The organism is Exiguobacterium sp. KRL4 (assembly GCF_001870785.1).
Classification (GTDB): domain Bacteria; phylum Bacillota; class Bacilli; order Exiguobacteriales; family Exiguobacteriaceae; genus Exiguobacterium_A.
Window position 1 is genome coordinate 1 of sequence record NZ_MOLV01000014.1, and the last position, 14,006, is coordinate 14,006.

The following is a 14,006-nucleotide window of genomic DNA, read 5'->3' on the forward strand; positions in this document are numbered from 1 at the left end:
AATGTCTCAACTGGAAAACTGCATACGAGGTCTTCACGGAAGAAGTGTTGCACTTAATTTGACAAACCGTCTTACAAAATTGATCATGGGAGATATTACCTAAATATAATAAAGAGATGTATAATAAAAGAAACTAATTAAAAAGAAAGGGTGTGCTATTAATATGGAACAATATTCAGTTTTACGTAAAGAGTTAATTCATGAGTTAGAAACATACTTAGTTGGTCCACGTGCTATAGATGAAATATTAGGGAAAGAAATCCGACCAATGCAACTTTACTTAACTGGAAAATTGGTACCCTTTGGTTCTACATCAGATGTAGTAAACGAACGTGATCTTGCAATTGAAACGCATGTTGAAGTTAGTGAAGAAGAAATAAATGAACAGCTGACAATGAAAAAAATGTTTCGACCTTCGACAATGGGATTAAGCTTCAAGTTGAAGGAACTAACGACAGTAGAAATAGAAGCATCTTGGGCGATTTATGAAAAGAAAGAACATAAACGGATCTCACAATCTGAAAAATGGAAGGTTAATCTGTTTCCTAACAGTACAGATACACTAGAAAACTTGAATAATTCAAAGTATGGAAAAGTACGTTTTACCGTAACGTATCGGAATGATTTATATCATGTGAATATATTTTTAATGAATAGTTTAAAACGAGAAAATCAGTATCCGGAACAAGACGAAGTAATGTTTCAAAGTTCTTTAAAAGTACATATACCTAACTCTAAAGTTGCTAAGTTTACATCTAAAGCCGATCAATATCATGTTCAAAATGAACTTTTATACCGAGATAAAGAAGAATTAGCAATTGGTCATGGTGTTGGAGTGGATTGGGAAACTCTTCAAAATACAACAACAATTTATTCGACATGGATGCCACAGTATGAATTACCAAATGTCGGACATTTTGAGGATGAAAATCTATCATTGAAGATGAAAGATTTAAGTGAGCAACCAATCGATAAATTAAATGAGACATTAAGTGCTATACCAACTGCTTATAAAACATGGATGGATAACGAAATAAAGATAGTAAATGAACTTCCTGATTATTTAAAGGTTGAAGCAGAGCAAAACATTCAAAAAGTAAAAAATATCATTAAACGTTTGGAAGAAGGAATTTCTTTAGTAACAGAAAGTAACGATTCTTTGTGCTATTTAGCATTTCAATTTGCAAATCGCGCAATGTTATTGCAACGAGCGCAATCCGAAGTAGCTCAAAAATATCGTACAACAGGTGAGCGAATTAAACCTAAGCTAGATGGAGAATGGCGATTATTTCAACTGATATTTTTACTTATGAATATTGCGGGCGCATCGGATGAACAACATAAAGATAGAGAAATTGTCGATTTAATTTGGTTTCCTACAGGTGGAGGTAAAACAGAAGCCTATTTAGGCGTTGCAGCCTATGTTATGGCCTACCGTCGATTAATAGCGCCAAATCAAATAGATAAATATGCTGGTATAACTGTTTTTATGCGATATACATTACGCTTATTAACTACACAACAATTCCAAAGAGCTGCTGCATTAATTTGTGCGGCGGAAGTATTACGTAAACCAAATGCCAATTTATTTGGTGAAGAGCCATTTAGTATTGGATTATGGATTGGCAAAGACTCATCTCCAAATAGGTTTAAGGATGCAATGGAAAAACTGGAACAATTACTTGAAGGTAAAGAAGTAAAATCGGGTAATCCTATCCAGTTAATGAATTGTCCATGGTGTGGATCAAAATTAGGACCGGAACAATATAAAATTGAAAAGAATTCACAGAAAATTTTTTGCTCGAATCAAGGGTGTGCTTTTAAACATGGTATTCCTGTCTATACAATTGACGAGGCGATTTATAAAAAGTTACCAACATTATTAATTGGTACAGTAGATAAAATTGCTCAATTACCATGGAAACAGGATATGCATGAATTATTCGGAAATAAAAATGTATATCATCGTGAGTTAGGATTTGAATACAGAGACTCTACACCAAGAGGTTACAGTCGAATCAATCGTCTAAAGCCACCTGAGTTAATCATTCAAGACGAGCTTCATCTAATTTCTGGACCGTTAGGCTCTTTAACAGGTTTATATGAGGTGGCAATTGATTTATTAACTAGAAATAATGGAAAACCAGCTAAAGTGATTGCTTCTACAGCTACGATTAGTGGTGCAGATGAACAAATAAAAGCGCTTTACGGTCGGAATATGCAACAGTTCCCGTTAGCTATACAAAAGGCGAATGATAATTTTGTATCTAAGGAAGTTCCAACTACAGAAAAATCAGGACGTTATTATGTAGGAATTTGCGCTCCAGGTGTAAGTAATAAAATTCAGGCCATTCAAACATATAGTGCGTACGCAACGATAACGAGAAGTGAAGCGAAATTTAAGGTGGATCCATATCATACGATGTTAGGCTATTTTAATACGGTTAAAGAACTAGCAGGAATGGTAACAACGTTTAAAGATGAAATAAATTCGCGATTAAATATGTTAGATCCCACAAACAAGTTTGAGCATGATTTAATCGTTGAAGAATTAACTAGTCGGAAGAAGGCGCAAGAAATTCCACAGCTACTAACACAAATGGAAAAAATGTTGGATGAAGAAGGCGTTCTGGATGCCGTCCTTGCAACCAACATGATTTCAGTAGGGGTTGATGTGGATCGTCTTGGGACAATGTTTGTACAAGGCCAACCTAAAACCACTTCTGAATATATACAAGCAACTAGTCGCATTGGACGTAAGCATCCTGGTATAGTATTGGTTTTACTAAATTCGATGCGTTCAAGAGATTTATCACACTTTGAACGATTCAAAGCATATCATCAAGCGTTATATCGTCATGTAGAAATGATGAGTGTAACACCATTTGCTAAAGGAGCCTTATATAAAGGTTTAACAGGAACTTTTATTGGTTATATTCGTCAAACAATTATGGAAATAAATGCTGAACAGAGCCCTAAAAAAATAGCGCAATTACAAAAAGAAATAGATGCAGCGACTGTTCAATTTTTAGAGAGAGTACAAGATGCCTATGATGAAACCATTGAAGCTGAAGTGAAAGAATTACTAAAGTGGTGGTTGGAAATGGCAGTTAAATACGCTGAAAGCAAATTAGGTTATAAGGAATCACGATATGTAAAATCATACTTACTGAAGAACTTTAGCGAAGAAGTAAAAGCACAAGATGCTCGACCAGCGATGATGTCATTGAGAAATGTGGAAGCAACTATAGAAATTGAGGTGTTAAAATCATGAGCGAACAAAATGAAACGATTCGACCTTCTCAGTTAATATACCAATCCGGACCAGGAGCAATTGTGGAACTCTTAAATCAAAGTGTAATTATAAAATCAGCCGATCAGTGGCAGACATTAAGAGCGCCGAAAGAGAGAGACTTTCGAATTACGTCATTTCTTGATGTAGACCATGTACGTATCTTAAATGAAAATCCGGACAAGCAAAAGATAAAAGCAGTTGAATTCCCTAAGTGGAAAATATGTCCTAAGTGTCATAATATGACGAATTACGATAATACTACATGTTATTACTGTGCCAAAAAAAATGAAGGCGAAATACAGGAACTATATGCAAGTCGCTTTGTCTTGGCCTGTGAAAATGGTCATATTTCAGATTTTCCGTATGATAAATGGGTTCACCGAAAAAAGCCGTGTGTAGAGCAAGCTAAAGAACCGAGATTGGTATTGAGAACTCTTGGTTCAAGCGGATCGCTGTCTGATTTGCACGTGATTTGTTTGCATTGTAAACATAAAGAAAGTTTGGGCAGTATTATGAAAGTTGAAGAAAGAGACACGTATAGTTTATTTCTTTGTAATGGAGAAAGACCATGGATTAGTCCGAATGCGAATAAGCCATGTGAAAGTAAAATGAAAACAACATTACGTGGTGCTTCCAATGTCTATTCACCGTCGATTATAGGTTTTTTGCAAGTTCCTTTAACAGCATCTAGTTCTGAATTCGATATTCTTTACTTAGTAGAAAAAAACAAGGAACAATTTAACCAAGCTTATGACGGGTTGGGGGAAAAGGGAATTGAAATGGCATGCGCTCTTAAGGATATCCCCACTTCCTTTGTATCTGTTATAAAAAGTTTCTTGGAAGGCGAGATCACGCTTGAGAAAAGTTCGACTTATGAATCAATAAAAAAGCAAGAATGGAATACGTTAACACAAGATGAAATAAACGAAGACGGTTTTTCATCTAAGAAAGTCGATATTGCACCAACTTTAGTTCCTTATTTCGATGGAATATTTCAGGTAGATTCTGTACCTGAAGTACAAGTACTAAAGGAATTTACTCGTTTAGATTACATTGATCGATTTACAGATGATGAAGTGAAAACACAACCTGTTGTCATTACAGGTGAGCCAAAGTGGCTACCGGCTGTTCGCAATTATGGAGAAGGTATTTTCTTTAAATTTAATCTAGGTAAATTAGGAGAATGGGAAAAAAATGAGGAGTTAACAAATCTTATCGTAAAAGCTTATAACGCTCAACGTGAAGAGTTGAAAAAGCCCTCATTGGATATTTTACCGCGTCAAATATTATTACATACATTCAGCCATGCATTATTACAAGAATTGGCTGCATATTCTGGCTATACAACTACGTCTTTAAAAGAGCGTATTTATGCTAGTGAAGATATGTATGGTGTATTTATTTATACGGCTTCTGGCGATTCAGAAGGAAGCTTAGGTGGTTTAACAAATTTAGCACAAAGTGAAAAGATTTTACCAATCATTATTAGAGCGCTAGAAAAAATGAGCCACTGCTCATCAGATCCCATTTGTTCGGATGGTGAATTTGAATACCATACATCAGCAAATGGTGCTGCTTGTCATGCTTGTACATTTGTATCTGAAACATCCTGTGAATGGGGAAATCTATTACTAGATCGACGTACTTTAATTAACATTAATCCAAATGAAAAAAATGGTTATTTCGATCAATTATTAGAAATGTAATGTAGGTGGTGTTCGAAGTTGAAAGTAGACTTAGTCGATAACAAAGGGGATAACACCCTTGTTCAAGTAATGAAAAATGAAGTAAAGAAGGGGTCGAAAGTTACTATTGCTTCTGCCGATTTTAGTATGAATGTTTTTAAAGAATTAAAAAAAGTATTAGCTAAAGGTGAATCTTTTCGATTTCTTTTTACCGAACCAACATTTTATCAACAAGAGATAGATAACAATAAGCAATTTAAGGTAGTGAAAAGAAAGGGTCAACAGCTCAAAATCGAAGGAAACCAATTTGAAATCCCGTTACGTAATCAAATACAAGCTAAGCAAATTGCCAGAGAATTGTCGGAGTGGATTAGTGACCATGCACAATTTAAAACGATTTTAGGAGAAATTTCTTATCCAAAACAGATATTGATTGAAAATCAATCAGATGAAGATATTTTTATGCAATCTGAAATCGATTTTACGGCAGATGGACTAGGTATTACTCCCTCAAATCGACAAGCTAGTTATACCGTTCTAAAAGAAAAGATGGGTCTTACAAAAAACCTACTTTCAGAATTTGACCGGATTTGGCAAGATGATACAAAGTCGAAAGAAGTTACTGAAGAAGTGTTACAACAGCTGAATGTCTTTCAAAAAGAAAATGCACCTGAGTGGCTTTATTTTGTCACGTTATATAATATTTTTTCTGAAAATATAGAGGGATTCTTAGAGGACAATGTTATTAAAGAGGGAACAAATTTCAAGGAAACAGTCATATGGAACAAGCTTTATCCGTTTCAGCGTGATGGTGTGATAGGCATCATTGATAAAATGGAAAAGTATAATGGTTGTATTTTAGCAGATAGTGTCGGTTTAGGTAAAACTTTTTCAGCGCTAGCAGTCATTAAATACTATGAGTTAAGAAATGATCGTGTTTTAGTACTGTGTCCGAAAAAACTGAGAGATAACTGGACGGTCTATACCCAAAACGATAAACGGAATAGTTTAAATGAGGATCGCTTTAACTACGATGTGTTGAACCACACCGATTTGAGTCGGGAAAGTGGAATGTCAGATGGAATTCGTATTGATACAATCAATTGGGGAAATTATGATTTGATTGTCATCGATGAATCGCATAATTTTCGAAATAATAACGCACGCCAAGGTCGATTAACACGCTATCAAAAATTAATGCAAGATGTCATTAAAAAAGGTGTCAAAACGAAAGTGCTACTATTATCCGCTACTCCTGTAAACAATAAAATGAATGATATTAAAAATCAGATTGCCTTTATAACTGAAGATAAAGACAATGCACTTCAAAAAGAAGGTATTGAAAGTATCGAGAAAACATTACGCGTAGCTCAGGCAGCATTCAATCGTTGGGCGACGTTACCAGCACCCAAACGAACAACTGAAGAGTTTTTAAATATGGTGGAGCAAGATTACTTCCAATTGCTTGATTTACTAACGATCGCGCGGAGTCGGAAACATATCGAAAAATACTACAACGTAGAAGATGTAGGTAGTTTTCCAGCACGATTAAAACCTATTTCGATTAAAGCAGATGTTGATATAAAACAAAAATTTATCAATATGAGTGAAGTAAATGAAAAATTAGAAGCACTAAGTTTTAGTATTTATCAGCCAATGAAATATGTTTTACCACATAAAAAAAACTATTATGAAGAATTATATGACACGAAAGTAAAAAATGGACAATCAACGTTTAAGCAAACGGATCGTGAGTATGCAGTAGCTGCATTAATGAAAGTCAATCTATTCAAACGCTTAGAAAGCTCGATTCATGCATTTAGACTGACTCTTGAAAAATTAGTAGGACGTATTGAAAGAACGTTGCTCACATTACAGCTTCAAAATGAGCAAACGTATTCAGAGCAATATGATGATGACATAGAACTTGATGACGAACAGCTTGAGGCGATTACTGTAGGTAGTGATAAAGTACAAGTTCAATTAAATGATATCGATGCTTTAAAATGGGCAGGAGATTTACGTAGTGATTTATCGGTAGTACAAGAGTTGTTAAATCAATCAAAACAAATTTCAACAGACCGTGATGCCAAGCTTGAGCATTTAATACAATTGATTCAAGAGAAAATACAGAATCCGATTAACCCAGGTAATAAAAAAGTTATTATTTTTTCGGCGTTTGCTGATACAGTAAAGTATTTATATGAACATTTATCGGGACGTTTATTAGATAATCAGCTTCATTCTGCATTAGTTACTGGTAGTGGAGCTAATAAATGTACGTTGAAGGGTATTCGTGTAAAAGACATCAATGATATTTTAATGAATTTTTCTCCAAATTCGAAAGAACGCTGCAAGGTACTTAGTAAACATACAGATGAAGTGGATGTACTCTTTGCGACAGACTGCATTTCAGAAGGTCAAAATTTGCAGGACTGTGATTATTTAATAAACTATGATATTCATTGGAACCCAGTGCGTGTTATTCAACGTTTTGGACGTATTGATCGTATCGGTTCAATCAATAAACAAATTCAACTCGTTAATTTTTGGCCAAATATGGAGTTAGATGAGTACATTAATTTAGAAGAACGTGTTAGAGGACGGATGAAAATATTAAGTACTTCTGCTTCGGGAGAAGAAGATTTTTTAGAAACATCATCTAAAGAAATGAACGACTTGGAATACCGTCGAAATCAATTGAAAGCACTACAAAATGATGTACTAAACCTAGAAGATGTTTCAGGTGCGATTTCAATTACAGATTTGACATATACTGATTTTAAAAGTGATTTAAGTACGGCTTTAAAAGATTATAAAAAAGACCTATCGGTTTCGGTGAAAGGTCTGTATGCAGTTGTGAGTAATGATACTTTACGAGAGGCTCTTCCAGGAGTTATTTTTTGTTTTAAGCAACACAAGGAAGTAGCTATGGAGAGTAATAGCTTAGGATCTCATATCTTGCTCTATGTAACGGATGAAGGTGAAGCGTTTATCCATTACACGCATGCGAAGAAAATTTTAGATGCCTATCGAAAACTAACACTTGGTCATCATCAGCCCGACGTCAATACAGTGAAATGGTTTAATGAAAAAACAAATGATGCGGTTGATATGGAGCATTATCAAGAGCTATTAAAAAAATCGATTAATATCATTAAAGATAAACAAGATGAGGTTGGATTCGAAAGCTTATTTAGCTTTGGTGCAAACATACTACAGGCCCAATCAGACTTAGATGAAAATGAAATAGAACTAGTCTCATTTTTAGTTATAAAGGATGCATAAATATGAATGAAACACAATTGTTAAAGGCGATTGGATTTCCAAAAGCAACTTATATTATGAGAACGTTACCGTACAATCAATTGGAGGACAAGCTAACTTCAGTACAAAAAAAAATTATTTCTGATTACGTTATATCAAGGGGTATTCGCGTTTTAGCAACGATTCAAACCAGTAATACAAATATCGAACCATTTGAAAGTGAAACAGAGCGCTATGATTCAATCATTTTTTTAGTAGTAACTGTAAATGATTTAAGGAAATCTAATCAAATCTATAAAGTGTTTATGAGTATTATGCCTAACCCCCTTGTTATATTGTTTTCTGACAGTATTAGTACAACATGGGTATTTGCGACACATGAAAAGAAAAAAGATGGCTTTTTAGCATATAAATCGTTATATGAGGTCCGAGAAATTTTTATGTTAGATGTAGAACAATATTTACACTTTAGCTCTTTTAATAAAGTTAACTTAAAATTATTTTATGAGTCTTGGATTGAACAGTTATTACAACTGGAATTAAAATCTCGATACAATATTTATTCACCAGTATCATTAGAAAATAACTTGTTAGAAAAATTAGTTGTGATGGATGTGCAAATAGAGGAGTATATAAAACAGGCTAAAAAAGAAAGACAACTGAATAAACGAATAGAAATGCAGCAAATAGCCAATAAAATAAAGCTTCAAAAACAGGCAATAATAGAAAAGGAGCAAGGACATGGTCAGTAAAATGAACGGAGAATCTTTAGATATAACAGCGCAGAATATTGAGTACCTAAAAGAATTATTCCCAGAAGTCGTAACGGATGGCGAAAAAATTGATTTTGATATGTTGAAGACAGTACTTGGTGAAGTTATAGAAAATGAACAAGAACGATATCAGTTTACGTGGAACGGAAAGAAAAAAATGATTGCTGGAGCGCAAAAACCATCAAAAGGGACACTACGTCCGATTCAGGAAAAAAGTAAAGATTTTGATACAACAAAGAATCTTTATATTGAGGGAGACAATTTAGAAGTATTAAAGCTACTACAAAAATCTTACAACAGTAAAGTTAAAGTAATTTATATAGATCCTCCGTATAATACCGGAAAGGATTTTGTTTATAAAGATAATTTCAAAAATGGAGTAAACAGCTATCTAGAGCAAACTGGGCAAATTGATACTGAAGGTAAGATGTTCTCAACAAATTTAGAAAGTAATGGACGTTTTCATACAGATTGGTTAAATATGATATATCCTCGAATCAAGTTATCTAGAAATTTATTAATGGATGATGGTGTAATGTATATAAGTATTGATGAGAATGAACAAGAAAAAATGAAAATGATTTGTAACGAAATATTTGGGGAGAAAAATTTTATTTCAGAAGTGATATGGGAAAAAAAGTTTGCTCCACAAAATGATGCTAAATACTTTTCATTGAATCATGAACATATATTTGTTTATGCAAAAAATAAGTCGAAATTCAAAAGAAATTTACTTCCTATGACAAACGAACAAATTTCTAGATATAGAAATCCCGACAATGATCCTAGAGGATTGTGGCAATCGGATAACCTAACTGTAGCAACATATAATGTTAAGTATGATTATCCAATAATAACTCCAAATGGAAATATCATAAATCCGACGAACGGGAGGTGTTGGAATACATCTCAAGAAAAAATGAATGATTTAATTAAAGATAATAGAATTTGGTTTGGAGAGAATGGAGGAAATACTCCTAGAATAAAAAGGTTTTTATCAGAAATTCAACAAGGGATAGTTCCTATTAGTATTTGGAAAAATACAGAAGTCGGAAATACTCAGAGTGCATCAAAAGATTTGAAAAGATTATTTGAAAATAAAAAATACTTTGACTATCCAAAACCAGTGAATCTGATTACTAAAATACTAAAAATTTCTACTGGAAAGGATGATATAATTTTAGATTTTTTCTCTGGTTCAGCAACAACAGCACATGCAACGATGCAACTAAATGCCGAAGATGGTGGGAACCGCAAATTTATTATGGTTCAGCTTCCAGAAGTATTAGATGAAAAGTCTGAGGCCTACAAAGATGGCTATCGTACCATTTGCGACATTGGTGAGGAACGGATTCGTCGTGCAGGTGACAAAATAAAAAAAGAACTACAAGAAAAACAAAAACAGGCAGGTATTTTGGGTGAAAATACTGTTGATCCAGATTCACTAGATATCGGCTTTAAGGTGCTAAAGCTTGATACTTCAAATATACGCGAATGGAATGTGGACTTTGCTAATTTAGAAAATGAGCTGGCATTATACGAAACACCTTTTACTGATAATCGTTCGGAGTTAGATATTGTGTATGAGATTATACTAAAACAAGGCCTAGAACTAACTTATCCGATTGAGACTTTCGAAGTAAATAATCAAACGATCTATGATATTGCGTTTGGAAGTTTATTTATTTGTTTATCAAATAGAATCACACCAGAAATCGCAAAAGCAATTAGTGTGCGTCGTGATGAGCAAGGTACAGAGACGAGTAGTGTTATTTTTAGCGATTCAGGTTTTATCAATGACTCAGACAAATTGAATTGTATTGAAATTTTGAAAGATACGGGTTATCCGGAAGATAACTTGTTGACAATCTAGAGGTGATTACTGATGAAAATTCAATTTGATGAATTAACATATCAATCAGACGCAGTAAACGCAATAATAAATGTCTTTGAAGGTCAACAAATTCGAAAATCGGAATTTACAATTATGGATCAGGCGGCACAAGGAAAACTTTTCGGTCAAACGGGAATTGGTAATAAAATTGATGTTTCGTTTAGTAAGTTATTGCAAAACGTGCATCAAGTTCAAATTAATCAAGGTATTCCAATTGCGAAAGATTTTCCAAAGTCATTTCTTCAATTTAATATTGAGATGGAAACAGGTACCGGAAAGACATTTGTTTACTTGAAGTCAATTTTAGAAATGAACCGTAAGTACGATTTTACGAAGTTTATTATTGTCGTTCCTTCTGTAGCAATTAAAGAAGGAGTCATGAAAACACTTGAAATGACACGCGAATACTTTAAAACACAAATGCAAGGTCAAATATATCGATCTTTTATGTATGATAGTTCACGACTAAATGATGTGCAGGCTTTTGCGACAAGTGATGATGTTGAAATCATGGTCATTAACATTCAAGCTTTTTCAAAAAGTGCTAAAAATAGTGACAATATGAATATTATTTATCGTAACGATATGGATGCGTTACACGGCATTGCACCGATTGAGTTAATCTCAGAAACAAATCCAATTGTAATTATCGATGAACCACAAAGTGTAGATAATACGGAAAACGCACAGGGCGCTATTGCAGCATTAAACCCATCATTAGCATTTCGATTTTCTGCAACGCATAAAAACAAAAGTTATCCGTTGATTTATAAGCTAGGTCCTGTAGAAGCTTATCAGCAAAAGCTTGTCAAACAGATTGAAGTAGCTGGAATTTCACGTTCAATTGATGGTAATGAGGCTTACTTAAAATTAGTAAGCATTAAAGCTACTCCTAAAACGATAACAGCAACCGTTGAAATGCTTATAAAAAACAAAGGAGAAATAGAAAAGAAGGAAGTCAAACTTAAACAAGGCGACGATCTTTATATTAAATCGAAACGAATTGCTGCTTATGAATCCGTTGGTTTTGTGAAAGATATTTCAGCAGAATCAGCCAATGAGTACATTGAGTTTTCAGGTGAACCATCCATGATTCGTTTAAGGCAATCACAAAATGAAGATTTAGAAATAAAGCGTGCACAAATTCGGAAAACGATTGAAGAGCATCTAAATAAAGAGCTAAAACTTAATGACAGAGGAATTAAAGTATTGAGCTTATTCTTTATTGATAACGTAGCTAATTATCGAAAATACGATGAAGAAGGTAATGAGTTACTGGGGATTTATGGACAAATATTCGAAGAAGAGTATAGGAATGCTTTGAGATCATCTAAATATAAAAAGCTTCGTGATTTTGAGGTGCCAGTTGAAGAAATTCACAACGGCTACTTTTCGATTGATGGAAAAAATAAGGTAAAAAATACTTTGGGATCTTCAAAAGAAGATGAGACCACATACAATATCATCATGAAAAATAAAGAGGATTTATTAACTATCTATGATGAAGTGAAGGGGAACACGAAATCTGCACATAAGTATCGTTTTATTTTTTCACATTCCGCTTTAAAAGAGGGATGGGATAATCCAAACGTTTTCCAGATTTGTACACTAATCGAGTCGACTGATACGATTACAAAGCGTCAAAAAATCGGACGAGGTCTTCGTATTGCAGTCAACCAAAATGGTGAGCGCGTACCAGGTTTCGAGGTCAATACTTTAACGGTCATGGCGAATGAAAGTTATGATGAATTTGCTAAGGGATTACAGACTGAATATGAAGAAGAAGGAATGGAATTTGGACTCTTCAAACAAGATATTTTTAGTTCATTAGTGATTGAGGTAGATGAACATACGGGTATCAAGACGCCACTTGGGCATGAAAAATCTGAACAACTTGTAGCTTATTTAAAAGAACAGGATTATATCGACGACAAGCATAAAGGTACAATAGCACTTGCGAAAGCAATCAAGGAAAAAACCTTTGATATTCCAGAGGCGTTTAAAGAGCTTGCGTCAGATATGAAAGAAAAAATTATCGAAGCGATTGAATTGAAATTTAATATTGAAAAAATTGAAATTAAAGATAATGAAAAGAAGGTAAGTGTGAAACTAAACAAGGAAGCACTTTCTGGTCCATTCTTGGAACTGTGGGAACGTATTAAGTATAAAACAAACTATACGATTCAAATGGATACGAATAGATTTATACAGCAAGCTGCCGGAAAATTGAAGGATGAATTAATCGTGCGCATAAACAAACTAGAATATGAGCGTAGCAAAATCGAAATGGCTGAAGGCGGTATATCTACAGTTAAAGAAGAAGCAACTGTATTTTCTATGACCGAACGTAATCATGAAAAAGCACCAGATATTATAACCTATTTACAAAATGAGACGAAACTAAAGCGTAAAACGTTAATTCAAATTTTAAAAATGAGTGGAACGTTAGCTGATTTCAAACGCAATCCTCAAATTTATATGATGGAATCAGCTCGTATTATCAATGCTGCAAAACGTATGGAAATGGTTGATGGTATCAAATATGAAAAAATACCAGGCGATGAGGTATATGATCAGTCACTTTTTGTAAAAGAGGAAATTGAAACATATAGTGATAAGATCGTTTCTGCAATGAGTAACCGTTCACCTTACAATCATATTATTGTCGATTCATCTGTGGAAAGAGAATTTGCGCAAGCCTGCGAGCAAGATACAAACGTAAAATTTTATATTAAACTCCCCGGAGAATTTAAAATTAAAACACCGCTTGGTATGTACAATCCCGATTGGGCATTAGCTCTTGAGAAAGATGGAGAAGATCATTTGTACTTCATTGTCGAAACAAAAGGTAGTATTGCTTCGGAAGATTTACGTCCAACAGAATTAGCAAAAATTCGTTGTGGAGAAAAGCATTTTTCTGCAATTGAAACAGGGATTACTTTTAAAAAGGCAACACAATTACAAGAAGTATACTAATACTAGTTATGGTTTATTCTGATGTCCTAATTTTTAAGTGAAAGCAGTCAGTAGGTTAAAATTAAATGAAATATAGTAAAATAAAGCTTACTTTTTATCAAAGGTATAGTTTATTG

At 33.9% G+C, this 14,006-nt stretch carries 6 protein-coding genes; all 6 read left to right on the forward strand.

All coding sequences use genetic code 11. The annotated features are described in order from the left end of the window. Positions 1-163 precede the first annotated feature (163 nt). The 6 genes from drmA to BLD48_RS10205 are packed head-to-tail and all read left to right on the forward strand — an operon-like array spanning position 164 to position 13,890. Entirely contained in the window at positions 164-3,274 is a 3,111-nt protein-coding gene (gene drmA, locus BLD48_RS10180; protein WP_071500130.1) for a DISARM system helicase DrmA, read from the forward strand. Further along, entirely contained in the window at positions 3,271-5,001 is a 1,731-nt protein-coding gene (gene drmB / locus BLD48_RS10185; RefSeq protein WP_071500131.1) for a DUF1998 domain-containing protein, read from the forward strand. Before drmA ends, drmB begins: the two co-directional genes overlap by 4 nt. A gap of 18 nt (positions 5,002-5,019) precedes the next feature. After that, a complete protein-coding gene (locus BLD48_RS10190; RefSeq protein ID WP_201723148.1) occupies positions 5,020-8,268 on the forward strand; it encodes a helicase-related protein in 3,249 nt (1,082 codons plus the stop codon). Positions 8,269-8,270: 2 nt separating this feature from the next. After that, entirely contained in the window at positions 8,271-8,999 is a 729-nt protein-coding gene (locus BLD48_RS10195; protein WP_071500132.1) for a DUF4391 domain-containing protein, read from the forward strand. Continuing rightward, positions 8,989-10,893, forward strand: a complete 1,905-nt coding sequence (locus BLD48_RS10200) for a site-specific DNA-methyltransferase (RefSeq protein ID WP_071500133.1) — start codon at positions 8,989-8,991, stop codon at positions 10,891-10,893. Before BLD48_RS10195 ends, BLD48_RS10200 begins: the two co-directional genes overlap by 11 nt. A 12-nt stretch (positions 10,894-10,905) precedes the next feature. Beyond that, positions 10,906-13,890 carry a restriction endonuclease gene (locus tag BLD48_RS10205; protein WP_071500134.1) on the forward strand — a complete coding sequence of 995 codons (2,985 nt, stop codon included), beginning with the start codon at positions 10,906-10,908 and terminating at the stop codon, positions 13,888-13,890. Positions 13,891-14,006: the final 116 nt, after the last annotated feature.

What these genes read in the sequence shown, in the direction of transcription:
- drmB (WP_071500131.1), top strand. Translation starts at nt 3,271, where the DNA reads ATGAGCGAACAAAATGAAACGATTCGACCTTCTCAGTTAATATACCAA.
- BLD48_RS10205 (WP_071500134.1), top strand. Translation starts at nt 10,906, where the DNA reads ATGAAAATTCAATTTGATGAATTAACATATCAATCAGACGCAGTAAAC.
- BLD48_RS10195 (WP_071500132.1), top strand. Translation starts at nt 8,271, where the DNA reads ATGAATGAAACACAATTGTTAAAGGCGATTGGATTTCCAAAAGCAACT.
- drmA (WP_071500130.1), top strand. Translation starts at nt 164, where the DNA reads ATGGAACAATATTCAGTTTTACGTAAAGAGTTAATTCATGAGTTAGAA.
- BLD48_RS10200 (WP_071500133.1), top strand. Translation starts at nt 8,989, where the DNA reads ATGGTCAGTAAAATGAACGGAGAATCTTTAGATATAACAGCGCAGAAT.